The sequence below is a fragment of the Citrobacter sp. H12-3-2 genome (genome assembly GCF_009649895.1).
GTDB classification, from domain to species: domain Bacteria; phylum Pseudomonadota; class Gammaproteobacteria; order Enterobacterales; family Enterobacteriaceae; genus Citrobacter; species Citrobacter portucalensis.
This window is the reverse complement of record NZ_CP045837.1, coordinates 3369485-3395295: the sequence shown is the minus strand read 5'-3', so window position 1 is coordinate 3395295 and position 25811 is coordinate 3369485. Positions and strand designations below refer to the sequence as shown.

Below are 25811 nucleotides of genomic sequence, written 5' to 3'. Positions count from 1 at the left end.
CTTTTTCTCAGTGCTTATCCAGCGCTAAATTAAGTTCTACCAGGTTCACCACCGGGTGGCCGATAAAACTGACCAACGGCTTTTGCGTGTATTGTGCAACCAGGCGCGTGACCTCTTCAATGCTGAGGTTGCGAGCCTGCGCCACGCGGGGGATTTGCCAGGCCACCGCGGCGGGTGTCAGATTGTTGTCCAGCCCGCTGGCAGAAGCCGTTACCAGCTCTACCGGAACGACAGGATTTGCCTGCGGGTTAGCTGCACGCAGCGCGGCTATCCGGCTTTGCAGCTGTTTATCCAGTTCCGGGTTGCTGGCTGCCAGATTGCTGCCGCCTGAAGCCATTGGATTATAGGGCATTTCTGCTGTAGCAGACGGGCGTCCCTGAAAATAACCGGCCGCGGTAAAATGTTGCCCAATGAGCGCAGAGCCGCGAACGACCTGACCTTCGCGTAGAAGCGAGCCGTTAGCCTGGTGGGGAAACCACCACTGCCCCAACGCGGTGGTCAACAACGGGTAAGCCCCGCCGGTGATAAGCATCAGGAAAATCAATGTTGATAATGCAGGACGTAATCCACTCATCTGAAACCTCACACCAGACCCAGCAGGGTCAGCATTAAATCAATTGCTTTGATACCGATAAACGGTACAACCAGACCACCCAGACCATAGATCCACAAATTACGGCGCAGCATTGCGGATGCGGATAACGGTTTGTAGCTCACGCCTTTAAGCGCCAGCGGGATCAGAAAGACGATAACCAGCGCATTAAAGATAACCGCGCTGAGGATCGCCGAATCCGGCGAATGCAGCCCCATCACGTTAAGCGCATTGAGCTGCGGGTAGGTGGCGGCGAACGCGGCCGGGATAATGGCGAAATACTTCGCCACGTCGTTGGCGATACTGAAGGTGGTCAGCGAACCACGCGTCATCAGCATCTGTTTACCAATGTGCACCACTTCAATCAGCTTGGTGGGGTTAGAGTCGAGATCCACCATATTGCCTGCTTCCTTCGCGGCCTGGGTCCCGGAGTTCATGGCGACCGCCACGTCGGCTTGCGCCAGCGCCGGGGCGTCATTGGTTCCGTCGCCGGTCATCGCCACCAGACGACCTTCCGCCTGATACTGACGAATCAGCGCCAGCTTGGCTTCCGGCGTGGCTTCAGCCAAGAAGTCATCTACCCCGGCTTCTGCCGCAATCGCGGCAGCGGTCAGGCGGTTATCGCCGGTGATCATCACCGTTTTGATGCCCATTTTACGCAGTTGGGCAAAACGTTCTTTGATTCCGCCTTTTACAATATCTTTCAGGGCAATCACGCCCAGCACGCGGGAGCCTTCGGCAACCACCAGCGGCGTAGCGCCAAGGCGTGCGACGTTTTCGACCTTCTGCTCCACGTCGGCAGGGAAGTGGCCGCCGTTGGCTTCGACGTGACGACGAATAGCATCGACCGACCCTTTGCGGATCATGCGGTTGTCGATGTTGATCCCGCTCATTCGGCTTTGGGCGGTAAACGGTACAAAGGTGGCGTGCAGCGATTGCACGTCGCGAATACGCAGATTAAAGCGCTGTTTAGCCAGAATCACGATGCTGCGGCCTTCTGGAGTTTCATCGGCCAGTGATGAAAGCTGCGCGGCGTCGGCCAGCGTTTTTTCGTCCACGCCCTGGGCGGGCAGAAAATCTGAAGCCTGGCGGTTACCCAGCGTAATGGTGCCGGTTTTGTCCAGCAGCAATACGTCCACGTCACCCGCAGCTTCTACTGCACGTCCGCTGGTGGCGATGACGTTCGCGCCCAGCATGCGGCTCATCCCGGCGACGCCAATTGCGGAGAGTAGCCCGCCGATGGTGGTGGGGATCAGACACACCAGCAGGGCAACCAGTACCGTGACGCTGACCGCGCTACCACCCCAGGCGGAAAACGGCCACAGCGTGGCGGTCGCCAGCAGAAAAACGATGGTCAGGGCTATTAACAGGATCGTCAGGGCGATTTCATTCGGCGTTTTACGCCGCTGCGCGCCTTCAACCATGGCGATCATTCGGTCGAGGAACGTTTCACCAGGGTTTACGCTACATTCAATCACCAGCCAGTCGGAGAGGATGCGGGTCCCGCCGGTGACGGAGGCGAAATCACCACCGGATTCACGAATGACCGGCGCGGATTCACCGGTAATGGCGCTTTCATCCACCGATGCGCCACCTTCGATGACCTCGCCGTCACACGGGATAATATCGCCCGCTTCTACTAACACGATATCTCCTTTGCGCAAATCCTCCGCCGGAACGTGATCCATGGCGGCACCGTATTTCGGCTCGCGGAGTTTGCGAGCAAAAGCAGTTTTTTTCACTCCTTTCAGACTGTTAGCCTGAGCCTTACTGCGTCCTTCCGCCAGCGCTTCGGCAAAGTTGGCGAACAGTACGGTGACCCACAGCCACAGACTTATCGCGCCGGTAAACCACGGATTGCCTTGCATATGGCCTGTTGCCATTGCCACCGTTAACAGGGTTGTCAGCAGACTGCCCAGCCAGACGATAAACATCACCGGATTGCGCCACTGGGTATGTGGGCTTAATTTTTTCACGGCATCCATCAGCGCCTGTGCGACCAGAGAGGGTTCGAACAGCGCCAGTTGCTTGCGACTCATAGTAATGTGCTCCGCATCACTCAGTGTAACGACAGGTATTCTGCGACCGGGCCAAGCGCCAGGGCAGGAACAAAGGTGAGGGCGCCAACCAGTAACACCGTACCGATTAACAACCCGACAAACAGTGCACCGTGGGTAGGCAGCGTGCCTGGACTTGCTGGCTGGATCTTTTTACTGACCAGCGATCCGGCAATTGCCATCACGGGGATGATCACGCCGAAACGGCCGAAGAACATGCACAGGGCCAGCAGACAGTTCCAGAACGGGCTGTTGGCGCTTAATCCGGCGAAGGCGCTGCCGTTGTTGTTCGCGGCAGACGATACGGCGTACAACACCTCACTAAAGCCATGTGGGCCAGGATTGAGCATGGCGCTGCGTCCGGCGTCGCTCATCATCGCTATCGCCGTACCGAGCAGCACCAGCGCAGGGGTGACCAGAATCGCCAGCGCGGTCATTTTCATTTCACGCACGTCTATTTTCTTACCCAGATATTCCGGCGTGCGACCAATCATCAGGCCCGCGATAAACACCGCCAATAACACGAACAGCAACATGCCGTACAGGCCCGAACCGACACCACCGAAGACCACTTCGCCAATCTGCATTAGCCACATCGGCACCATCCCGCCCAGCGCGGTGAAGGAGTCATGCATCGCATCGACAGCGCCGCAAGATGCCGCTGTCGTCACGACGGAAAAAAGACTCGTAGCCAGCACGCCAAAGCGGCTTTCTTTGCCTTCCATGTTGATATTACTGTCTGCACCGAATGCCATCAGGTGCGGGTTGCCTTGAACTTCGGCCCACATCACCACGGCTACGCAGACTACAAATATCAGCGACATGGCCCACAGCAGGGTCCGCCCCTGGCGACGATCGCCAACCACATCACCAAAGGCAAAACACAGCGCGGTAGGAATTAAGAAAATGGCCAGCATCTGTACCAGATTGGTCAACGCGGTAGGGTTTTCAAACGGATGTGATGAGTTAGCGTTAAAGAACCCGCCCCCGTTAGTGCCAAGCATCTTAATCGCTTCCTGTGAGGCGACGGGCCCCATTGGCAGCAGCTGTTTCACCCCTTCAAGGGTAGTAATGGGCTGATAGGGCAACACGTTTTGCAGCACACCTTGCTGAATGAAGAACAACGCAATGAGCAATGCAATGGGGAGCAGGATCCACAGCGTAATGCGAACCAGATCGACCCAGGCGTTGCCCAGCGTGTTCATACTCTGGCGAGTAAAGGCGCGGGCCAGGGCAAAAATCACCGCAATCCCGGTTGCCGCTGACAGGAAGTTCTGCACGGTCAGCCCGACCATCTGGCTGAAGTAGCTTAAGGTGGTTTCGCCAGCATAGGATTGCCAGTTGGTGTTGGTGACAAAACTTACCGCCGTGTTGAGCGCCAAATCCCACGAAAGCCCAGGTAGCTGTTGCGGATTTAGCGGCAGCAGGTTTTGCGCCATCAGCATTGAAAACAGGACCAGCAACCCCAGCACATTGAGCGCGAGGATCGCCAACAGATACTGCCGCCAGTTCATCTCCTGCTGCGAGATGCCCAGACCGCGCCAGAGCAGATGTTCCACGCCAGCCAGGCCCGGCAGGGACGTATTATTGATCAGCCGAGCCAAGCCAAAACCCAGCGGTCTGGCGATGATAAACAGTACCAGCAAGAAACTGGCAATGAGTAAAAATCCTTGGGCCGCCATCAGAACGCCTCCGCATTAATCAGGGCATACACCAGATAACCTAATAATAAAAAGACCAGCACAATGCCGGTTATCACGCCTGCACTCACGGTGCACCTCCAGTGGCATAAATGTGATAACCAGAGCGTAGATTTTTGCTTGCAAAGATTTCGCAAAAATCAGTGGGAGGGGTGTAAAAAAAGTATAAAAATGGCAAAGACCATTATTTAACTAATGATTAGTATTAATTTAACTTTTATGTAACTTAATTACGGTTTTTAGCTAAACGGAGCATCAATAGATAAAAATAAGTGGTCGGATGAGTAGCAAAATTACACACAAGGCGGTATTATTTTCATCAGTTAACCAAGTTTATTTTTCCGGTGCGATTCACCGAACAGATATATGGGAGAGGATTATGGACTTTTATAAAGAATATCCAGCACACATTGTTTTCTTGCGCCGTACCTTTGCCGTTGTGGCGGGCGTGCTGGCGCTGCCGGTCATGTTGTTCTGGAAAGACCGCGCCCGTTTTTACAGCTATCTGCACCGCGTCTGGTCCAAAACCAGTGATAAACCGGTGTGGATGGAGCAGGCTGAAAAAGCCACCTGCGACTTCTATTAAGTTGTCGTTATTGTTCAAGAAAACCGCCAACAGCAATGTGGCGGTTTTTTTATACGCCGACGTCTACACTTATCTGAGTAACGGATAAGGAGTGGCGATGAGCACGAGAATTCCTGTTGGTATCCGCACCTGTCTGACCACAGAAGCGAGTGAGGCACCTCAGTTCGACGAAAATACATTAATACGTGTTTACGCTTTGCATGAATTGCACCGCCTGCGTCAGCGAAAATTAACGCGGGGCGCATTAATTGACTATCATACCCGCTACAAACTGGTACTACTGGCGCATTCCCAGCCAGAGTATCGGGAGCTTGGCCCCTTCGTTGCCGCAATCCATGAATGGCAAGATCTCGATGCTTTTTTTACCGAGTATCGCCTACGATTGACCCATCTGTTATTAAATCCTGCTACCCGGCGTAACCATACCAATGTATTGATGCACGTACAGGGCTATTTCCGTAATCAGCTCGATCTGCGTCAACGTCAGGAATTGACCTCGATAATCGATAACTATCGACGCGAGGCGCAGCCGCTACTTGCACCCTTAATGCTCCTCAAACACTATATGGCTGAGCACCCGAACACCTGGTTGTCCGGGCAACGTTATTTTGAACTCTGGCCTGCGATTTGGCGTTTACAGGGCAATGATTAATTTTTATCAGGGAGTGTTATGACCACGCATCTGGTCTGGTTTCGGCGTGATTTACGTCTGCATGACAATCTCGCGCTGGCGGCGGCTTGTCGGGATCGTTCTGCACATGTACTCGCGCTCTATATCTCCACGCCTGAACAGTGGAAGGCGCATGATATGGCCCCACGTCAGGCGGCATTGGTTAACGTGCAGTTGAACGCGTTGCAAACGGCGCTGGCAGAAAAGGGCATCCCGCTTCTGTTTCATGAAGTCGGTGATTTTGCGACCAGTGTGGAAACCGTCAAAAACGTCTGCGTACAGCATGGCGTCAGTCGAATATTTTATAACTATCAATATGAAATAAACGAACGCCAGCGTGATGCTGCCGTTGAAAAGTCAATACCTCAGGTGGTGTGCGAAGGGTTTGACGACAGCGTGATCCTGCCTCCGGGGGCGGTCATGACCGGTAATCACGAGATGTATAAAGTCTTTACGCCGTTTAAAAATGCCTGGCTGAAGCGGATAAAAGACGGGATCCCAGAATGTGTCAGTGCGCCGAAGGTGAGAGAAAGCGGTGCTCTTGACTCTCCATTAACATCCATCACGCTGAGCTACCCGCAGCAGGATTTTGATTCGCAGCAATTTCCGGCAGAAGAAAAATTGGCCATCGCGCAGTTACGCCATTTTTGCCAGCAGGCCGCCGGAGAATATGAACAACTGCGTGACTTTCCGGCGATTGATGGAACCAGTCGATTATCCGCGAGCCTGGCGACAGGTGGACTATCACCGCGCCAGTGCCTGAATCGACTGCTCGTGGAGCAGCCGCAGGCACTTGAGGATGGGGCAGGCAGCGTTTGGTTGAATGAGCTTATCTGGCGCGAATTTTATCGTCATCTGATGACTTACCATCCGGCGCTGTGTCGGTATCAACCTTTTATTCGCTGGACCGATCGCGTGCAATGGCAGAATAATCCGACGCATTTGCATGCTTGGAAAACAGGGTATACGGGCTACCCCATTGTGGATGCGGCCATGCGTCAGCTCAACGCCACGGGCTGGATGCATAATCGTTTACGCATGATTACCGCCAGTTTTTTAGTGAAAGACCTGCTGATCGACTGGCGTAAAGGCGAACAATATTTCATGTCGCAATTGATCGATGGCGACCTGGCGGCCAATAACGGCGGCTGGCAGTGGGCTGCCTCAACCGGAACCGACGCTGCGCCGTATTTCCGTATCTTTAACCCCACGACGCAGGGCGAAAAATTCGACCGTGACGGTGATTTTATCCGCCAGTGGGTGCCGGAACTGCGCGACGTGCCGGGTAAAGCCATTCATGAACCGTGGTCGTGGGCTGAAAATGCGCAGGTAACACTGAGTTATCCTCGCCCGATTGTGGATCATAAACAGGTAAGGCTGGCGACACTGGCGGCATATGAGGCGGCGCGTAAGGGATAAGCGCGCAGCGGATTTCTGCGTAATACCTTCCAGCAGAGTGAATATGTTGCAGTGGGGGGGCATTTAGCGCTGAAGCGTGTACGCAAGGTTGCTAATGCCTTGATGAAGATGTTTTCCGCCAGCAGTAAAGTGCCGTCATCTTCATTCAGGTGACGGAATTTGATGACAACACCAACGACATCTACACCGCACGATGCGGTATTTAAAACGTTTTTACATCATCCAGAAACAGCTCGGGACTTTCTCGAAATTCATCTACCCGCAGATCTGCAAACGCTTTGCGATTTAAATACGCTGAAGCTGGAGTCAGAAAGCTTTATTGAAGCAGATTTACGTACCCGCTACTCCGACGTGCTCTGGTCTGTGCATACGCACGATGGTGAAGGTTATGTATACGTGGTTATAGAACACCAGAGTTCAGCCGATCCGCATATGGCTTTTCGTCTGCTGCGTTACGCAATAGCGGCGATGCAGCGTCATTTGGATGCCGGGCACAAAGAACTGCCGATTGTGATACCCATGCTGTTTTATCATGGCTGTCGAAGTCCGTATCCGTACTCACTGTGCTGGCTTGATGCGTTTACCGATCCTGTAACGGCACGGCAACTTTATGCCAGCGCATTTCCATTGGTGGATATCACAGTGGTGCCCGATGACGAAATCATGGCTCACAGGCGAATGGCACTGCTGGAACTAATGCAAAAACATATCCGTCAGCGGGATTTGATGGGGCTGGTAGATCAACTGGCCACGCTGTTACTTACAGGGTGCGCTAATGACACGCAACTACAGGCGATGTTTAATTACATCCTGCAATCCGGCGATGAATCTCGCTTTAATGAATTTATACAAGAGATGGCGCAACGGATCCCCCAACATAAGGAGAAGCTGATGACGATTGCCGAGCGGTTACGCTTAGATGGATTACAGGAAGGGTTGCAGCGAGGGTTGCAGCAAGGCAAACGAGAAGCCGCATTACGTATAGCGCAAACTATGTTGGAGCAGGGAATAGATCGCAACATGGTGCTTCTGGTTACAGGTCTTTCTGAAGAGGAGTTGACTGCCAGTCATGCGTAATTCCTGAAAAAAGCCCGAATCAGATTACATCATCGGGCCCCTACACTCAGGATTCTACCGCCAGTGAACGGTTTCTGAACTTAAGCGACTGGTACAGCCAAATCATCAGCACCAGCACCACACAGGCCAGCGCGCCCCAGGTAATTTCACTAAAGACATCAATATAGGCATTGATGGAGTAGTTGATAGCGCCCGCAGCATCAAACGAGCCTTGTGAGGTCTGATCAGCGATAACACCAGCCAGGTAGTTGGCGATGGCACCGGAAAGCAGCATATAAATGCCGGTTAATACGCCGGTAACACCAGGGATCTCAATACGCGTAATTTGTGACATTGCCACCGGATCGATAAACAGTTCGGCAAAGCCCATGACCGCCAACCCAAGTACCATCAGCGGCATGGAAGAGTGGCCGTAAGCAGCGGACCAGCGAGCGCTCAAGGTTAGAATACAGAACCCAGCGCTCATTAAGCCGAGGCCAAGGGCAAATTTACCCCAGATACGTACGGTACGATTGCCACTCACGCTTTCTTTGACTACCCACGCCAGTACGATACCGCACAGCATAACGGCAAAAGCGTTAACCGACTGGAACATCGCGGTAGGGACGGAATACCCCAGAATATCGCGGTTAACGAAGCGGTCGATATACAGGCTGATCGAACTGCCGCCCTGTTGAGCAAAGGCCCAAAACAACAGGCTGAAGAAGGTCAGCGTGACGATAAGCCCCAGCTCTTTGCGCTGTTTCTGCGTCTGTGCCTGGCGATAAATCTTCGCCAGAACTGCCAGACCAATAACAGTGGCAACAATCAGTGCATAAACGGACCACTCTTTCCAGAACAGCACGGTAATCAGCAGCGGTGTGGTAACTAGCAGAACTAACAGCCAGGCCCAGTTTGGCAGAATAAAGGTTTTAGCACACAGAACGGCCTTGTTGACGCCGGTGGTGTGGGCGAAATGGCGATTACCACATAAGAAAATCACCAGCCCAGCCAGCATGCCGATGGCAGCCAGCGCAAAGCCCATCGCCCAGCTGTACTCTTCCTGCACGTATCCGCAGGCAATTGGTGCGATGATCGAACCGATGTTACCGGCGGCGTAGAGCAGAGAGAATCCACCGTCGCGACGCGGGTCTTCAGGTTGATATAACTCGCCCAGCAGGCAACTGATATTTGATTTAAACAGACCGTAACCGCAGACAATTATCGCCAGCGACAAATAGAGGAACGCCGGGGCCATTTCACTGCCACCTAATACCAGATGTCCCACCGCCATTAAAAATGCGCCGATCATCACCGCCATTCGATTGCCGAGCACTTTATCGGCCAGGTATCCCCCGAGAATAGGGGTGACATAGACCAGCGAGCAGTAGGCGCTGAACAGTTCATATGCGTGATTATCGTCGTACTTAAGCTGGTTAGTGAGATACAGGATCAGCAGCGCACGCATGCCGTAAAAACTGAAGTATTCCCAGATTTGTAGCGCGACGACGTAGTAAATCGCCCGTGGTTGAGATGCTTGTTTATTCATTATTTTCTCGAAGTAAATGCCTCGCGACTGGCTGAACGTGCTGCGCGAGTGTGTTTCCTTAAAGTGGTAACTTTGATACAGATCTGATTATTTTTGCAATATGCTGTCTGATTGCATAAATATACATGAATTAGATCGCGTAGTGGTAAGCAAATCACGTTCAAAGCGGGTGTGATTGTTTCTTTATGTGTCAGTGAAATGGCTATCGACGAACGCAGGCGGGGACGCTATTTTAACCTAAGCTGTGTTGCTGATTGGGCAGGCAGAAATGATGACTACGAGGACGATGATGAAAAACACCGAACTGGAACAACTGATCAACGACAAACTAAACAGCGCCGCCATTAGCGATTATGCGCCGAATGGTTTGCAGGTTGAGGGCAAAGAGACGGTGCATAAAATCGTGACCGGTGTGACTGCAAGCCAGGCATTGCTGGACGAGGCGGTACGCCAGCAAGCGGATGCGGTTATTGTTCACCACGGCTATTTCTGGAAAGGCGAATCTCCGGTTATTCGCGGCATGAAGCGCAATCGTCTGAAAACGCTGTTAGAAAATGATATCAACTTGTATGGCTGGCACTTGCCGCTGGATGCACACCCGGAATTGGGGAATAACGCGCAGTTGGCCGCGCTGTTGGGAATCACCGTGATGGGGGAAATTGAACCGCTGGTGCCATGGGGAGAACTCTCCATGCCGGTACCGGGGCTGGAGCTGGCATCGTGGATTGAAGCGCGTTTAGGCCGTAAACCGTTATGGTGCGGTGATACCGGGCCGGAGAAAGTTCAGCGCGTTGCCTGGTGTACCGGGGGCGGTCAAAGTTTTATTGATAGCGCAGCCCGATTTGGTGTCGACGCCTTTATTACCGGTGAAGTCTCTGAGCAAACCATTCACTCAGCCCGCGAGCAGGGGCTGCATTTTTATGCTGCCGGTCACCATGCGACCGAACGCGGCGGCATTCGTGCATTAAGCGAATGGCTGAATGAAAATACCGATCTGGACGTAACCTTTATCGATATTCCTAATCCAGCGTAATAAAGAGGGATGAAAGTGCAGCGAGCGCGTTGTTATCTGTTAGGTGAAACGGCGGTGGTTCTCGAACTGGAACCCCCCATCACGCTGGCGACTCAGAAACGCATCTGGCGTCTGGCTCAGCGTTTAGTTGATGCCCCGAATGTGCTTGAAGCTATTCCGGGAATGAACAATATCACGGTTACCCTGCGCGACCCGCAAACACTGGCGCTGGATGCGATTGAACGCCTGCAGCGCTGGTGGGAAGAGAGCGAAGCACTGGAGCCGGATTCACGTTTTATTGAAATACCCGTGATCTATGGCGGTGAGTTTGGCCCCGATCTGGCAGAGGTCGCCCGACACAGCGGATTAAGCGACAAGCAGGTCGTCGAACTTCATGCGTCAGTTGACTATGTGGTGTGGTTTATCGGTTTTCAGCCGGGATTTCCCTATCTCGGGAGCTTACCTGAACAGCTGCATACCCCCAGACGTGCGGAACCGCGTTTGCTTGTTCCGGCAGGTTCTGTCGGTATCGGTGGATCTCAAACGGGGATCTACCCGCTTGCAACACCTGGTGGATGGCAATTGATTGGGCGTACCTCCGTTTCGTTATTTGATCCAAAACGGGAGGAGCCGATTCTGTTACGGGCTGGCGATACCGTGCGTTTTGTCCCGCAGAAGGAGGGGATATGTTAAACATCATCCGCGCTGGCATGTACACCTCAGTACAGGACGGGGGACGCCATAGTTTTCGTCAATCCGGAATTAGTCACTGTGGCGCGCTGGATAAACCGGCGTTGAACGTGGCCAACCTGCTGGTGGGTAATGATGCGAATGCCGCAGCGCTGGAAATCACGCTGGGGCAACTGGTGGTGGAGTTTGAAGCCGATGGCTGGTTTGCCCTGACCGGTGCCGGATGCGAAGCGCATCTGGATCGAACTCCCGTATGGAGCGGATGGCGGCTACCGGTAAAAGCCGGGCAGCGCCTGACGCTAAAACGCCCGCTTCATGGCATGCGCAGTTATCTGGCGGTAGCGGGCGGTATTGATGTTCCCGAAGTGATGGGCTCGCGTAGTACCGATCTGAAAGTGGGCATTGGTGGGTTTGAAGGGCGTCTGCTGCGTGATGGCGATCGACTGGCGATTGGCGTATCTACCCGGCAATTCAGCGGGCCACAAGGTGTAAAACAACTGATGTGGGGTAATCTCATTCGCGCACTGCCCGGCCCTGAATATCAGGAGTTTGATGAGGTATCGCAGGCCTCTTTCTGGCGCTCGCCGTGGCAGCTTAGCCCACAAAGTAACCGTATGGGGTATCGTCTTCAGGGGCAGCCGCTGACGCGCACGACCGATCGCGAGCTGCTGTCGCATGGTTTGCTCCCCGGCGTGGTGCAGGTTCCGCATAATGGCCAGCCAATCGTGCTGATGAACGATGCTCAGACGACGGGTGGCTATCCGCGCATCGCCTGTATTATCGAGGCAGATATGTATCATCTGGCGCAGATCCCGCTCGGTCAGCCGATTCATTTTGTGCAGTGTTCGCTGGAGGAAGCGCTGAAGGCGCGGTACGACCAGCAGCGTTATCTGGAACAGTTAGCATGGCGACTTAACAATGAAAATTGATCTCAATGCAGACCTCGGTGAGGGATGTGCGAACGATGCAGCGTTGCTGCAATTGGTGTCATCGGCCAACATCGCCTGTGGGTTTCACGCCGGCGATGCGCAAACTATGCTCTCAAGCGTGCGTGATGCGTTAAAAAATGGTGTGGCGGTAGGTGCGCACCCCAGCTTTCCGGATCGGGAAAATTTTGGTCGTAGCGCCATGGCACTGCCTGCACAAACGGTGTATGCACAGACGCTGTATCAAATTGGCGCGCTGGCTGCCATCACGCGGGCAGAAGGTGGCGTGATGCGCCATGTCAAACCGCATGGCATGCTCTATAACCAGGCGGCGAAAGATCCTCAATTGGCTGATGCAATTGCGAGAGCGGTTCATGCCTGCGATCCGTCGCTGGTTCTGGTCGGGCTGGCGGGAAGCGAACTGATTCGCGCTGGAGAACACTATGGCTTGATAACGCGTCAGGAGGTTTTTGCCGATCGGGGTTATCAGGCCGATGGCAGTCTGGTACCTCGCAGCCAGCCGGGCGCACTGATTGAGGATGAAGAGCAGGCGCTGGCGCAAACGTTAGAAATGGTGCAATCCGGCAGAGTAAAAAGCCAAAGTGGAACATGGGCAAGCGTGACCGCCCAGACGGTATGCATTCATGGGGATGGCGAGCACGCACTCGCTTTTGCCCGTCGCTTGCGTAGCGCCTTTAATGCATGCAATATTGAAATTGGTGCATAAGATTTACCATACAAAACAACAATATATTACACAACAACATATACGGGAATGAATTATGGGAGAGGTAATTTCTCTCTGGCCATTGACGGGGATTGCCGTCATCGTGGTCGGATTTCTTTTACGTTTTAATCCGGTATTGGTGGTTATTATTGCCGGGATCGTCACGGGACTGGCGGCGCATATGCCGATCGCCACCATCCTCGAGAAGCTGGGTGAAGGTTTTCTTAACACCCGCAACCTGCCGTTTATCCTGCTGATCCCACTGGCGGTTATTGGCCTGCTGGAACGTCACGGACTCAAAGAGCGCGCTCAGGCGTGGATTGCGAAAATCCGCAGTGCCACCAGTGGCCGTCTGCTTATTGTCTATCTGTTCATTCGTGAAGCGACCGCTGCGTTAGGGTTGACCAGTCTGGGGGGGCATCCGCAGATGGTGCGCCCGCTGCTGGCGCCAATGGCGGAAGGGGCCGCCGAGAAAAATCACGGAGAGATACCCGGCGCGGTTCGCTATCGCCTGCGCGCAATGTCAGCGGCGACCGATAACGTCGGGCTGTTTTTCGGTGAAGATATCTTTGTTGCCTTCGGCGCGATCATATTCATGCACAACTTTATGCTGGAGTCTGGAGGGATCCAGACCGAACCGCTGCATATCGCCTTGTGGGGGATCCCGACGGCAATTTGTGCTTTCCTGATCCACGGCACGCGTTTGTGGCGTCTGGATAGCTATTTGCAACGTGAGGTGGCGAAAGCAAATGCCGCAGCGAAAGGGGAAGCGAAATGAATTTTCAACAAAGCTATCTCTACTGGCTGGCAGGTGCGGTATTACTGATTGTGGCGCTGATGTCCTGGCAGGACAAAGCAAACCCGCGCCGTTTCACCACAGGCCTGTTTTGGGGCATATATGGCGTACTGTTTCTGCTTGGTGACTGGACATACTCGCTGTTTGGCGATAAACGCGCAGTGCATATTGCCGTCGGCGTTGCGGTGGTTGTGCTGGCCCTGATCGCGGGTTTTGGTGGTGTGAAGCTGGGAAGCTACCATCAACGGACGCAGCAACAGCGCGAAGAAAGCGCCAGCCGCCTGGGCAACCGCCTGTTTTTCCCGGCATTAGCGATCCCGGTGGTAACGGTCATTGGCGTACTGATGTTCAACCATATTCCGGGCTTACAGGATGCGCTGTTCGGGCCGGGTAATCACGCCACGTTGGTAACGCTCTTTTCAATGACAGCGGGCTCGTTGATTGGTCTGGCGATGGCGATAAAAATGACCCATGAGCGGGTGCATCAACCGATTCAGGAGGCACGCCGTCTGCTGGACTCCATTGGCTGGGCGTTCATTCTGCCGCAGATTCTGGCTACGCTTGGGCTGCTGTTTACAGCGGCGGGTGTCGGTAGCGGCATTTCATACCTGACGCAGGAATATCTGGCGGTGGATAGTCGCTTTATCGCGGTGGCGGTGTACACCATCGGCATGGCATTGCTGACCATGGTTATGGGTAATGCGTTTGCTGCTTTCCCGATCGTGACCGCTGGGATTGGTATTCCAATCCTCGTACTGCAACACGGCGGCAACCCAGCGGTAATGGCGGCGATTGGTATGTTCTCCGGCTATTGTGGGACGCTGATGACGCCGATGGCGGCGAACTTTAATATTGTTCCTGCAGCGTTGCTGGAACTACCGGACAAAAATGCGGTGATTAAAGCGCAGGTGCCAACCGGCATACTGCTGCTGCTGGTCAACGTGTTCCTGATGTATTTCCTGATGTTCCTGTAAGGAGGAAGGATGAAAACAGTACTCATCACGGGATTTGAACCCTTTGGCGGCGAGTCAGTTAACCCTTCCTGGGAAGTGGTCTCGAGCCTCGACAATGCTATTATCGGCGGATGCCGTGTTATTGCCCGCCAACTACCGTGTGTCTTTGGTGAGTCTCTCGCTGTACTCAATGCCGCGATTGACGCGTTGTCGCCATCACTGGTGCTGGCTGTGGGGCAGGCGGGTGGTCGCACGGATATCACCGTGGAACGCGTGGCGATTAACGTTGACGATGCGCGTATTGCGGATAACCAGGGGCAACAGCCGGTCGATGTGCCGATTGTGGTCGATGGCCCGGCGGCATGGTTTAGTACGTTGCCGATTAAAGCGATGGTTGTCGCCATGCGCAACGCGGGAATTCCGGCCTCGGTTTCCCAGACTGCGGGTACTTTCGTGTGTAACCACGTGATGTATGGCCTGCTGCATAAACTACGCGACGTACCGGCGGTGAAGGGCGGCTTTATTCATATCCCTTATTTGCCGCAACAGGCTGCACAGCATCCCGGGGCGCCAAGTATGGCGACAGAAACGGTGCGCCGTGCGCTGGAGATTGCGATTGCCACCGCCTTGCAGGTGGAAAGCGATATCGCAGTGACGGGCGGCGCAACACATTAACAAAGGAAAGTATTATGCCTGAAGGCCCGGAGATCCGCCGCGCGGCGGATAACCTGGAGGCGGCAGTCAAAGGCAAACCCCTGACGGATGTCTGGTTTGCCTTTGAGCAGTTAAAACCGTATCAATCTCAACTGATTGGGCAACGTGTTACCCAGCTTGAAACGCGGGGGAAAGCATTACTGACCCATTTTTCTAATGGCCTGACGCTGTACAGTCACAATCAGCTCTATGGCGTGTGGCGAGTGGTGGACACCGGCAAAATCCCGCAAACTTCGCGGGTACTGCGCGTCAGGCTGCAGACACACGACAAAACTATCCTGCTCTATAGTGCGTCTGATATTGAAATGCTGACGCCAGAACAGCTCACCACCCATCCGTTCCTGCAACGGGTAGGGCCGGATGTACTGGATTTACGTTTAACGCCTGATGAGGTTAAAGCGCGTCTGTTATCTCCGCGTTTTCGCAATCGCCAGTTTTCTGGTCTGCTATTGGACCAGGCATTTCTGGCGGGATTAGGTAACTACCTGCGGGTAGAGATCCTTTGGCAGGTTGGGTTGACCGGGCAGCATAAAGCGTTGCAGCTTAGTGATGAGCAACTGGATCAACTGGCACATGCGCTGCTTGATATTCCGCGGCTGTCTTATACTACCCGCGGCCTGGTCGATGAGAATAAACATCACGGTGCGTTGTTTCGCTTCAAGGTCTTTCATCGGGACGGCGAAACCTGTGAGCGTTGTGGTGGAATAATCGAGAAAACGATGCTCTCTTCGCGCCCCTTTTACTGGTGCCCGGGTTGTCAGCACTAAGCGGGTTGTTTTGGTGCGTGCACCGAAATAAAACGCGCGACTGCGGGGCCAGTTAACAAAATGCTGAACAGTCGCAGGGTTTGCATCGCCATGATGAGCGCCATATCAGCGTGGCTTCCTGCGGCGATCACCGCAACAGAATCCACTCCTCCAGGACTGGTTGCCAGATAGGCAGTGAGAAAATCGATCTGCATGTAATGCGCCAGTCCCCAGGCCATGGCTGCGCAGATCGCCATCAGTGAAAAAATGGACAACAGGATCTGTGGCAGTGGTCGTAACGCCATCAAAAAGATCTGCTTGTCAAAGCCAAGACCGATTTGCCAGCCAATTGACATATAGGCTATTGCCAGTAGCCATTCCGGCAGTTCAATCACCATCACTCCGCTTGCATTCAGCATGGCACCCACCAGCATTGGCAATAGCATAACGCCAGAGGGAATACGCAGTAGGCGCCCAGCCGTGCCGGCAACGGCGGCCAGCATCAGAGTGCTGAAAAGATTGCCGCTTAGCGGCGGAAACCAGATGATTTGTTCACTGACCGTTTGGGCCTGGTCGCCCATCACCAGCCGGGTGACCAGCGCTGCCGCGCCGACCACCAACAGTACGCGCAGATACTGCATAAACGCCACCAGCCGGATGTCGGCGCCATAATCCTGGGCCATTGCGACCATTGCTGCTGCACCGCCTGGTGACGAGCCCCACGCACCAGTATTCCCCGGTAGATTACTATAGCGAACCAGCAGCCAGCCGATTATCGCGCTGCTGATAAGGGTTGCCAGCAGTATAACAATCACCATCGGCCAGTGGGCTGCAAGGGTTGTGAAGATTGAACCGGTCAGATTTTGGGCAATCATGCAGCCGAGAATCGCCTGTGCGCCAAGAAATGTGCAGCGAGGAGGATGCAGCGAGATGCCGCGCATACTGAAGATGATGCCGACGATCATCGAACCGAGCAGCAAGGGGCCTGGAAGATGGATAAACAGAAAGAGCAGGGAAAGAAGGAGCGATAGCACAAACAACAGGCTCCACTGCAAAACAGGCATCCCATGCTCCTGAGTAAAATGTGAGAAATCTCAGTAAATCATAGAGAAAGCACGATAAGAATAAAATAATGTGGATCAAATAAAAACAGGCCGGACATAGGCATCACTGCTTTATCCGGCCTGGGAGCGTTTATAACTTTAAGCCGGACAAGCGCTAGCGCCATCCGGCAGACAATTAACGCTTAATATCAGACTTAAAATCGCGCTTGTCGTAGCCGGTGTACAGCTGACGAGGACGGGCGATTTTCATGCCGTCGGTGTGCATTTCGTTCCAGTGTGCAATCCAGCCAACGGTACGTGCCATGGCGAAGATAACGGTGAACATGGAGGACGGAATGCCCATCGCTTTCAGGATGATGCCGGAGTAGAAGTCTACGTTCGGGTAGAGTTTCTTCTCGATGAAGTACGGGTCGTTGAGCGCAATGTGCTCAAGTTCCATCGCCACTTCCAGCAGATCATCTTTGGTGCCCAGTTCTTTCAGTACTTCATGGCAGGTTTCACGCATGACGGTAGCGCGCGGGTCATAGTTTTTATAAACACGGTGACCAAAGCCCATCAGGCGGAAGGAATCATTCTTATCTTTCGCGCGGCGAACAAATTCCGGAATGTGTTTAACAGAGCTGATTTCTTCCAGCATTTTCAGCGCAGCTTCGTTTGCGCCGCCGTGTGCCGGTCCCCACAGGGAAGCGATACCAGCCGCGATGCAGGCAAACGGGTTAGCGCCAGAAGAGCCCGCGGTACGTACGGTAGAGGTTGAGGCGTTCTGTTCGTGGTCAGCGTGCAGGATTAAGATACGGTCCATTGCGCGTTCCAGAATCGGATTCACTTCGTATTTTTCGCACGGCGTAGAGAACATCATGTTCAGGAAGTTACCGGCGTAGGAGAGATCGTTACGTGGGTACACGAACGGCTGCCCGATGGAATATTTGTAGCACATCGCTGCCATGGTTGGCATTTTGGACAGCAGGCGGAAGGCGGCGATTTCACGGTGACGTGCGTTGTTTACATCCAGCGAGTCATGATAGAACGCTGCCAGCGCTCCGGTAACACCGCACATAACGGCCATCGGGTGAGAGTCGCGGCGGAAACCGTGGAACAGACGGGTGATCTGCTCGTGGATCATGGTATGGCGAGTGACTGTGGTTTTGAACTCGTCGTACTCTTCCTGCGTCGGTTTTTCGCCGTACAGCAGGATATAACACACTTCCAGATAGTTGGACTCGGTCGCCAGTTGGTCAATCGGGAAGCCGCGATGCAGCAAAACACCTTCGTCACCGTCGATGAAAGTAATTTTGGATTCGCAGGATGCGGTAGAGGTGAAACCTGGGTCAAAAGTAAACATCCCTTTTGAGCCAAGGCTACGAATATCAATAACATCTTGACCGAGCGTACCTTTCAGCACATCCAGTTCAATAGCAGCGTCACCATTTAGAGTGAGTTTTGCTTTAGTATCAGCCATTTACGGTCTCCTTAGCGCCTTATTGCTTAAGACTGCCGGAACTTAAATTTGCCTTCGTGCATCAATAAACCGTTACCAGTTTGTTATTTGGCTCGCCGCTCTGCGAAAGAGGGGATGACCTGGGTACAGAGCTATGGGCGCTTGCAGGTAAAACGGTCTTTTCATGGCGAATAAACTGCAAATCAAGAACTTAGCAATCCGAATTATTTAACCTGTCTATCACTAATAACTGTCCTGAAGGTATTGGTCAATACTTCCACACTGTTACATAACTAAATCTCCGGTGAAAGAGTGACCCCATAACTTTTACGCATTATATGCTTTTTCTGGTGTCGTTTGTAACAACTTTGTTTAATGATTGTCAAATCAGATGATTAAAAATTAAAATAATGTTGTTATCGTGACCTATGTCACTGTTCGGGATAAAACCCGACAAACTATATGTAGGTTAATTGTAATGATTTTGTGAACGTCCTATACTGCCGCCAGGTCTCCGGAATACCCTGCAATCCCGAGCCAACCAGCGTTGTAACGTGTCGTTTTAGCATCTGGAAGCAGTGTTTTATATGACGCGTAGTTATAGTAAGGACGCTGTCTGACCCGCACGCAGACCGGAGGAAGGAAATCCCGTCGTCTTTCAGGCTACAGGTGTCTTCATCTTCTGTACCCGAAGTCTAAAGGGAATAATAAGAACAGCATGTGGGCGTTATTCATGATAAGAAATGTGAAAAAACAAAGACCTGTCAATCTGGATCTGCAAACGATCCGGTTCCCAATCACGGCGATAGCGTCCATTCTCCATCGCGTATCCGGAGTGATCACCTTCGTGGCGGTCGGGATTCTGTTGTGGTTATTGGGTACCAGCCTTTCCTCCCCTGAAGGTTTCCTCACCGCGTCATCCATTATGAATAACTTCTTTGTGGAGTTAATTCTGTGGGGGATCCTGTTTGCGCTGGCATATCACGCCGTAATGGGCATTCGCCATCTGTTGATGGATTTTGGCTATATCGAAGAAACCCTCGAAGCAGGGACACGCTCCGCCAAAATTTGTTTCGTTATCATTGTCGTGCTTTCACTTCTCGCAGGAGTCCTCGTATGGTAAGCAACGCCTCCGCATTAGGACGCAACGGCGTACATGACTTCATCCTGGTCCGTGCTACCGCTATCGTTCTGACGTTATACATCATCTATATGGTCGGTTTCTTCGCCACCAGCGGCGAGCTGACGTATGAAATCTGGACCGGTTTCTTCTCATCGGCATTCACCAAAGTCTTCACCCTGCTGGCACTTTTCTCCATCTTGATTCATGCCTGGATCGGCATGTGGCAGGTGTTGACCGACTACGTTAAACCTCTGGCTGTGCGCCTGATTCTGCAACTGGCTATCGTTGTTGCGCTGGTGGTTTACGTCATTTATGGATTTGTTGTGGTGTGGGGTGTGTAATGAAACTGCCAGTCAGAGAATTTGATGCTGTTGTGATTGGTGCCGGCGGCGCAGGTATGCGCGCGGCGCTGCAAATTTCCCAGAGCGGTCAGACCTGTGCGCTGCTCTCCAAAGTGTTCCCAACCCGTTCCCATACCGTATCCGCGCAGGGTGGCATCACCGTTGCGCTCGGTAATACCCATGAAGATAACTGGGAATGGCACATGTACGACACCGTTAAAGGGTCGGACTACATTGGTGACCAGGACGCTATTGAATATATGTGTAAAACCGGTCCGGAAGCGATTCTGGAGCTGGACCACATGGGGCTGCCGTTCTCTCGCCTCGACAATGGCACAATTTATCAACGTCCGTTTGGCGGCCAGTCGAAGAACTTCGGCGGCGAGCAGGCGGCACGTACTGCGGCAGCGGCCGACCGTACCGGTCATGCACTGTTGCACACGCTGTATCAGCAGAACCTGAAAAACCATACCACCATCTTCTCCGAGTGGTATGCGCTGGACCTGGTGAAAAACGCCGATGGCGCCGTTGTCGGTTGTACCGCGTTGTGTATCGAAACCGGTGAAGTGGTTTACTTCAAAGCCCGCGCGACCGTGCTGGCGACCGGCGGTGCTGGCCGTATTTATCAGTCCACTACTAATGCCCACATCAATACCGGTGACGGTGTTGGTATGGCTATCCGCGCTGGCGTGCCGGTGCAGGATATGGAGATGTGGCAGTTCCACCCAACCGGTATCGCCGGTGCAGGCGTTCTGGTAACAGAAGGCTGCCGTGGTGAAGGTGGCTACCTGCTGAACAAACATGGCGAGCGCTTCATGGAGCGTTATGCCCCGAATGCGAAAGACCTGGCGGGTCGTGACGTGGTGGCGCGTTCCATCATGATCGAAATTCGCGAAGGTCGCGGCTGCGACGGCCCGTGGGGTCCGCACGCCAAACTGAAACTCGACCACCTGGGTAAAGAAGTACTGGAATCCCGTCTGCCGGGTATTCTCGAACTGTCCCGTACCTTTGCTCACGTTGACCCGGTCAAAGAGCCGATTCCGGTTATCCCAACCTGCCACTATATGATGGGCGGTATTCCGACCAAAGTAACCGGTCAGGCGCTGACCGTGAATGAGCAGGGCGAAGATGTGGTGATCCCTGGGCTGTTTGCCGTCGGCGAAATCGCCTGCGTGTCGGTTCACGGCGCCAACCGTCTGGGCGGCAACTCGCTGCTGGACCTGGTAGTATTTGGTCGTGCGGTTGGTCTGCATCTGCAGGAGTCCATCGCTGAGCAGGGTGACCTGCTGGATGCGACCGAAGATGAAATCGACGCTTCTCTGGCGCGTCTGAACCGCTGGAACGGTAACCGCAACGGTGAAGACCCGGTGGCCATTCGCAAAGCGCTGCAAGAATGTATGCAGCACAACTTCTCGGTATTCCGCGAAGGCGATGCGATGGCGAAAGGTCTGGAAGAGCTGAAAGCGATCCGCGAACGCCTGAAAAATGCCCGTCTGGACGATACCTCCAGCGAGTTCAACACCCAGCGCGTTGAGTGTCTGGAGTTGGATAACCTGATGGAGACCGCGTACGCCACTGCAGTATCTGCAAACTTCCGTACCGAAAGCCGTGGTGCGCATAGCCGCTTCGACTTCCCGGAACGTGATGATGAAAACTGGCTGTGCCATTCCCTGTACCTGCCAGAGTCGGAATCCATGACGCGACGTCAAGTCAATATGGAACCGAAGCTGCGCCCGGCATTCCCGCCGAAGATTCGTACTTATTAATGCGGAGACAGGACAATGAAACTCGAGTTTTCAGTTTATCGCTATAACCCGGATGTTGACGACGCTCCGCGCATGCAGGATTACACCCTGGAGGCGGAAGAAGGGCGCGACATGATGCTGCTGGATGCCTTGATGCAGCTGAAAGAAAAAGATCCGTCGCTGTCGTTTCGTCGCTCCTGCCGTGAAGGGGTTTGTGGCTCCGACGGTCTGAACATGAACGGCAAAAATGGACTGGCCTGTATCACTCCTATTTCTGCGCTGAATCAGCCGGGCAAAAAAATTGTCATTCGCCCGCTACCGGGTTTACCGGTTGTGCGCGATTTGGTGGTAGACATGGGGCAATTCTACGCACAGTATGAGAAGATTAAGCCTTACTTGTTGAATAATGGGAAAAATCCGCCAGCTCGTGAGCATTTACAAATGCCAGAGCAGCGTGAGAAGCTCGATGGGCTGTATGAATGTATTTTGTGTGCATGCTGCTCAACGTCCTGCCCATCATTCTGGTGGAACCCGGACAAGTTTATTGGCCCGGCAGGCCTGCTGGCAGCGTATCGCTTCTTAATTGATAGCCGCGATACCGAGACCGACAGCCGCCTGGAAGGTTTAAGTGACGCTTTCAGCGTATTCCGCTGCCATAGCATCATGAACTGCGTCAGCGTATGTCCGAAAGGACTGAACCCGACGCGCGCCATTGGCCATATTAAGTCGATGCTGCTCAAACGTAGTGCGTAAGTAGTTGTAGTGGTTGCCGGATGGCGACGTAGCGTCTTATCCGGCCTACGGGTTATGTACCTTGTAGGTCTGATAGGCGAAGCGCCATCAGGCAATGGTTGCCGGATGCGACGTAGCGTCTTATCCGGCCTACGGGTTACGTACCTTGTAGGCCTGATTAGCGAAGCGCCATCAGGCAATTTAAGTGCAGGAAACCTCTAAAAACTGCCACATTATTAGACAGTTTTTAAAGGTTCCTTAGCGGACGCAGATGACACGACAGTCCGCAACAAGTGAACCCCGGCACGCACATCGGTGTGCGTGGTAGTATCCACGGCGAAGTAAGCATACAAATGCTTAAGGGATCACGATGCAGAACAGCGCTTTGAAAGCCTGGTTGGACTCTTCTTACCTCTCTGGTTCTAACCAGAGCTGGATAGAACAGCTCTATGAAGACTTCTTAACCGACCCTGACTCGGTAGATGCTAACTGGCGTTCGACGTTCCAGCAGTTACCTGGTACCGGAGTCAAACCGGATCAACTTCACTCAAAAACACGTGATTATTTCCGTCGACAGGCGTTGATTACCCCACGTTACTCTTCTTCTATTTCCGACCCTGATGCCAATGTGAAGCAGGTTAAAGTCCTGCAGCTCATTAACGCCTATCGTTTCCGCGGTCATCAGCATGCGAATCTTGATCCGCTGGGACTGTGGCAGCAAGAAAATGTGGCCGATCTGGACCCGTCTTTCCACGATCTGACCGATGCGGATTTCCAGGAAAGCTTTAACGTAGGTTCTTTTGCCGGCGGCAAAGACACGATGAAGCTGAGCGACCTGGTTGTTGCGCTGAAACAAACCTACTGCGGCCCAATTGGCGCCGAGTATATGCACATCACCAGCACCGAAGAAAAACGTTGGCTTCAGCAGCGTATCGAGTCTGGCCGTGCCGCATTCAGTAGCGAAGAGAAGAAACGTTTCCTCAGTGAACTGACCGCAGCAGAAGGTCTGGAACGCTACCTGGGCGCTAAGTTCCCGGGCGCGAAACGCTTCTCGCTGGAAGGCGGCGATGCGTTAATCCCAATGCTCAAAGAGATGATCCGCCACGCCGGTAACAGCGGTACCCGTGAAGTGGTGCTGGGCATGGCGCACCGTGGTCGTCTGAACGTTCTGGTTAACGTACTGGGCAAACGCCCGCAGGAACTGTTCGACGAATTTGCGGGCAAACATAAAGAACACCTCGGCACCGGTGACGTGAAGTACCACATGGGCTTCTCGTCAGATATCGAAACCGAAGGCGGTCTGGTGCACCTGGCGCTGGCGTTTAACCCGTCGCACCTGGAAATCGTTAGCCCGGTGGTTATCGGTTCTGTACGTGCACGTCTGGATCGTCTGGACGAGCCGAGCAGCAATAAAGTCCTGCCAATCACCATTCACGGTGATGCGGCAGTTACCGGGCAGGGCGTGGTTCAGGAAACCCTGAACATGTCGAAAGCGCGTGGTTACGAAGTGGGCGGTACCGTTCGCATCGTTATCAACAACCAGGTGGGCTTCACTACGTCTAACCCGCTGGATGCGCGTTCTACACCGTACTGTACCGACATCGGTAAGATGGTTCAGGCGCCGATTTTCCACGTGAACGCGGATGACCCGGAAGCGGTCGCTTTCGTGACGCGTCTGGCGCTGGATTTCCGTAATACCTTTAAACGCGATGTCTTTATCGATCTGGTGTGCTACCGCCGTCACGGCCACAACGAAGCCGACGAGCCGAGCGCAACCCAGCCGCTGATGTATCAGAAAATCAAAAAGCATCCGACCCCGCGCAAAATCTACGCTGATAAGCTGGAAGCGGACAAGGTCGCCACGCTGGAAGATGCGACAGAGATGGTCAATCTGTACCGTGACGCGCTGGATGCTGGCGAATGCGTAGTGAAAGAGTGGCGTCCAATGAACATGCACTCCTTCACCTGGTCGCCGTACCTCAACCACGAATGGGATGAAAACTACCCGAACAAAGTTGAGATGAAGCGTCTGCAGGAGCTGGCAAAACGCATCAGCACCGTACCTGAAGCGGTTGAAATGCAGTCGCGTGTTGCCAAGATTTACGGCGACCGCCAGGCCATGGCCGCAGGCGAGAAGCTGTTTGACTGGGGTGGTGCAGAGAATCTGGCTTACGCCACGCTGGTTGACGAAGGCATTCCGGTCCGTCTGTCGGGTGAAGACTCCGGTCGCGGAACCTTCTTCCACCGTCACGCGGTGATTCATAACCAGGCGAACGGTTCAACCTACACTCCGCTGCAGCATGTGCATAACGGACAAGGCACCTTCCGCGTATGGGACTCCGTGCTGTCTGAAGAAGCCGTGCTGGCGTTCGAGTACGGTTATGCCACAGCAGAACCGCGCACGCTAACCATCTGGGAAGCACAGTTCGGCGACTTCGCTAACGGTGCACAGGTCGTTATCGACCAGTTCATCTCTTCCGGCGAGCAGAAATGGGGCCGTATGTGCGGTCTGGTTATGCTGCTGCCGCACGGCTATGAAGGTCAGGGTCCGGAACACTCCTCCGCGCGTCTGGAACGTTATCTGCAACTTTGCGCTGAGCAAAACATGCAGGTTTGCGTCCCGTCTACCCCGGCGCAGGTTTATCACATGCTGCGTCGTCAGGCGCTGCGCGGTATGCGTCGTCCGCTGGTGGTGATGTCACCGAAGTCGCTGCTGCGTCATCCGCTGGCGGTGTCTACGCTGGACGAACTGGCAAATGGTACTTTCCTGCCAGCCATTGGCGAAGTAGATGAACTTGATCCTAAAGGCGTGAAGCGCGTCGTGATGTGTTCTGGTAAGGTTTATTACGACCTGCTGGAGCAACGCCGCAAGAACGACCAAAAAGATGTCGCCATTGTGCGCATCGAACAGCTCTATCCGTTCCCGCATAAAGCGGTGCAGGAAGCGCTGAAACCATTTGCTCACGTACATGATTTTGTCTGGTGCCAGGAAGAGCCGCTCAACCAGGGCGCATGGTACTGCAGCCAGCATCATTTTCGTGAAGTAATTCCATTTGGGTCAGCTCTGCGTTATGCAGGTCGCCCGGCCTCTGCCTCTCCGGCAGTAGGGTATATGTCCGTTCACCAGAAGCAGCAACAAGATCTGGTAAATGACGCGCTGAACGTCGATTAAATA

Annotated in this window: 24 protein-coding genes and 1 pseudogene; 17 read left to right on the top strand and 8 right to left on the bottom strand. The window is 53.6% G+C overall.

What is annotated here, in order from left to right; genetic code table 11:
• Positions 1-7: 7 nt before the first annotated feature.
• The 4 genes from kdpC to kdpF are packed head-to-tail and all read right to left on the bottom strand — an operon-like array spanning position 8 to position 4420.
• A complete protein-coding gene (gene kdpC / locus GHC22_RS16355; RefSeq protein WP_153753530.1) occupies positions 8-574 on the bottom strand; it encodes a potassium-transporting ATPase subunit KdpC in 567 nt (188 codons plus the stop codon).
• Positions 575-582: 8 nt separating this feature from the next.
• On the bottom strand, positions 583-2631 hold the full coding sequence (gene kdpB, locus GHC22_RS16350) for a potassium-transporting ATPase subunit KdpB (RefSeq protein WP_153753528.1): 2049 nt from the start codon (positions 2629-2631) through the stop codon (positions 583-585).
• A gap of 20 nt (positions 2632-2651) precedes the next feature.
• Positions 2652-4331 (bottom strand): potassium-transporting ATPase subunit KdpA, encoded by a 1680-nt coding sequence (gene kdpA / locus GHC22_RS16345; protein ID WP_032942710.1) that lies wholly within the window; start codon positions 4329-4331, stop codon positions 2652-2654.
• The gene (kdpF, locus tag GHC22_RS16340; RefSeq protein WP_001670793.1) at positions 4331-4420 is read right to left on the bottom strand and encodes a K(+)-transporting ATPase subunit F; all 90 of its coding nucleotides are present in this window, start codon (positions 4418-4420) and stop codon (positions 4331-4333) included. The genes kdpA and kdpF overlap by 1 nt, the downstream gene beginning before the upstream one ends.
• 308 nt (positions 4421-4728) lie before the next feature.
• On the opposite strand from kdpF, the gene GHC22_RS16335 reads away from it, so the two are divergent.
• The 4 genes from GHC22_RS16335 to GHC22_RS16320 all read left to right on the top strand — a co-directional run bounded on the left by GHC22_RS16335 (position 4729) and on the right by GHC22_RS16320 (position 8101).
• Complete coding sequence (locus GHC22_RS16335; RefSeq protein WP_003022870.1) at positions 4729-4935, top strand: YbfA family protein; 207 nt, start codon at positions 4729-4731, stop codon at positions 4933-4935.
• 97 nt (positions 4936-5032) lie between these two features.
• Positions 5033-5587 carry a DUF1722 domain-containing protein gene (locus tag GHC22_RS16330; RefSeq protein WP_003831377.1) on the top strand — a complete coding sequence of 185 codons (555 nt, stop codon included), beginning with the start codon at positions 5033-5035 and terminating at the stop codon, positions 5585-5587.
• Between the two features lie 18 nt (positions 5588-5605).
• Complete coding sequence (gene phrB / locus GHC22_RS16325) at positions 5606-7024, top strand: deoxyribodipyrimidine photo-lyase (RefSeq protein ID WP_153753526.1); 1419 nt, start codon at positions 5606-5608, stop codon at positions 7022-7024.
• 162 nt (positions 7025-7186) lie between these two features.
• A complete protein-coding gene (locus GHC22_RS16320) occupies positions 7187-8101 on the top strand; it encodes an Rpn family recombination-promoting nuclease/putative transposase (RefSeq protein ID WP_032942713.1) in 915 nt (304 codons plus the stop codon).
• Between the two features lie 46 nt (positions 8102-8147).
• On the opposite strand, the gene dtpD is transcribed toward GHC22_RS16320, so the two are convergent.
• The gene (gene dtpD / locus GHC22_RS16315; protein ID WP_153753524.1) at positions 8148-9629 is read right to left on the bottom strand and encodes a dipeptide permease DtpD; all 1482 of its coding nucleotides are present in this window, start codon (positions 9627-9629) and stop codon (positions 8148-8150) included.
• 289 nt (positions 9630-9918) lie between these two features.
• Here dtpD and ybgI point away from each other — a divergent pair, with 289 nt between their 5' ends.
• The 8 genes from ybgI to nei are packed head-to-tail and all read left to right on the top strand — an operon-like array spanning position 9919 to position 16214.
• Entirely contained in the window at positions 9919-10662 is a 744-nt protein-coding gene (gene ybgI, locus GHC22_RS16310) for a radiation resistance protein YbgI (protein ID WP_003831390.1), read from the top strand.
• Positions 10663-10677: 15 nt separating this feature from the next.
• Complete coding sequence (pxpB, locus tag GHC22_RS16305; RefSeq protein WP_079934677.1) at positions 10678-11334, top strand: 5-oxoprolinase subunit PxpB; 657 nt, start codon at positions 10678-10680, stop codon at positions 11332-11334.
• Positions 11328-12260 carry a 5-oxoprolinase subunit PxpC gene (pxpC, locus tag GHC22_RS16300; protein WP_048214672.1) on the top strand — a complete coding sequence of 311 codons (933 nt, stop codon included), beginning with the start codon at positions 11328-11330 and terminating at the stop codon, positions 12258-12260. The genes pxpB and pxpC overlap by 7 nt, the downstream gene beginning before the upstream one ends.
• Complete coding sequence (gene pxpA / locus GHC22_RS16295; protein WP_125362512.1) at positions 12250-12984, top strand: 5-oxoprolinase subunit PxpA; 735 nt, start codon at positions 12250-12252, stop codon at positions 12982-12984. Before pxpC ends, pxpA begins: the two co-directional genes overlap by 11 nt.
• A 55-nt stretch (positions 12985-13039) precedes the next feature.
• Entirely contained in the window at positions 13040-13762 is a 723-nt protein-coding gene (locus GHC22_RS16290) for a DUF969 domain-containing protein (RefSeq protein ID WP_003831395.1), read from the top strand.
• Entirely contained in the window at positions 13759-14754 is a 996-nt protein-coding gene (locus GHC22_RS16285) for a DUF979 domain-containing protein (RefSeq protein WP_032942722.1), read from the top strand. Before GHC22_RS16290 ends, GHC22_RS16285 begins: the two co-directional genes overlap by 4 nt.
• A 9-nt stretch (positions 14755-14763) precedes the next feature.
• A complete protein-coding gene (gene pcp / locus GHC22_RS16280; RefSeq protein WP_003831398.1) occupies positions 14764-15408 on the top strand; it encodes a pyroglutamyl-peptidase I in 645 nt (214 codons plus the stop codon).
• Between the two features lie 14 nt (positions 15409-15422).
• On the top strand, positions 15423-16214 hold the full coding sequence (gene nei / locus GHC22_RS16275; RefSeq protein WP_153753522.1) for an endonuclease VIII: 792 nt from the start codon (positions 15423-15425) through the stop codon (positions 16212-16214).
• Here the strand turns inward: nei and GHC22_RS16270 are convergent.
• The 3 genes and pseudogenes from GHC22_RS16270 to GHC22_RS24590 all read right to left on the bottom strand — a co-directional run bounded on the left by GHC22_RS16270 (position 16211) and on the right by GHC22_RS24590 (position 19030).
• A complete protein-coding gene (locus GHC22_RS16270) occupies positions 16211-17257 on the bottom strand; it encodes an AbrB family transcriptional regulator (RefSeq protein WP_008784134.1) in 1047 nt (348 codons plus the stop codon). The genes nei and GHC22_RS16270 overlap by 4 nt on opposite strands.
• Positions 17258-17432: 175 nt before the next feature.
• A complete protein-coding gene (locus GHC22_RS16265) occupies positions 17433-18716 on the bottom strand; it encodes a citrate synthase (protein WP_003831404.1) in 1284 nt (427 codons plus the stop codon).
• A gap of 203 nt (positions 18717-18919) precedes the next feature.
• A pseudogene (locus tag GHC22_RS24590) lies at positions 18920-19030 on the bottom strand (hypothetical protein).
• Positions 19031-19413: 383 nt separating this feature from the next.
• Here GHC22_RS24590 and sdhC point away from each other — a divergent pair.
• The 5 genes from sdhC to sucA all read left to right on the top strand — a co-directional run bounded on the left by sdhC (position 19414) and on the right by sucA (position 25808).
• On the top strand, positions 19414-19818 hold the full coding sequence (gene sdhC, locus GHC22_RS16260; RefSeq protein WP_194841947.1) for a succinate dehydrogenase cytochrome b556 subunit: 405 nt from the start codon (positions 19414-19416) through the stop codon (positions 19816-19818).
• Positions 19812-20159 carry a succinate dehydrogenase membrane anchor subunit gene (gene sdhD / locus GHC22_RS16255; RefSeq protein WP_153753519.1) on the top strand — a complete coding sequence of 116 codons (348 nt, stop codon included), beginning with the start codon at positions 19812-19814 and terminating at the stop codon, positions 20157-20159. The genes sdhC and sdhD overlap by 7 nt, the downstream gene beginning before the upstream one ends.
• On the top strand, positions 20159-21925 hold the full coding sequence (sdhA, locus tag GHC22_RS16250; protein WP_003831409.1) for a succinate dehydrogenase flavoprotein subunit: 1767 nt from the start codon (positions 20159-20161) through the stop codon (positions 21923-21925). Before sdhD ends, sdhA begins: the two co-directional genes overlap by 1 nt.
• 15 nt (positions 21926-21940) lie before the next feature.
• Positions 21941-22657 carry a succinate dehydrogenase iron-sulfur subunit SdhB gene (sdhB, locus tag GHC22_RS16245; protein WP_003022921.1) on the top strand — a complete coding sequence of 239 codons (717 nt, stop codon included), beginning with the start codon at positions 21941-21943 and terminating at the stop codon, positions 22655-22657.
• Between the two features lie 349 nt (positions 22658-23006).
• On the top strand, positions 23007-25808 hold the full coding sequence (gene sucA, locus GHC22_RS16240) for a 2-oxoglutarate dehydrogenase E1 component (protein ID WP_003831411.1): 2802 nt from the start codon (positions 23007-23009) through the stop codon (positions 25806-25808).
• Positions 25809-25811 lie beyond the last annotated feature (3 nt).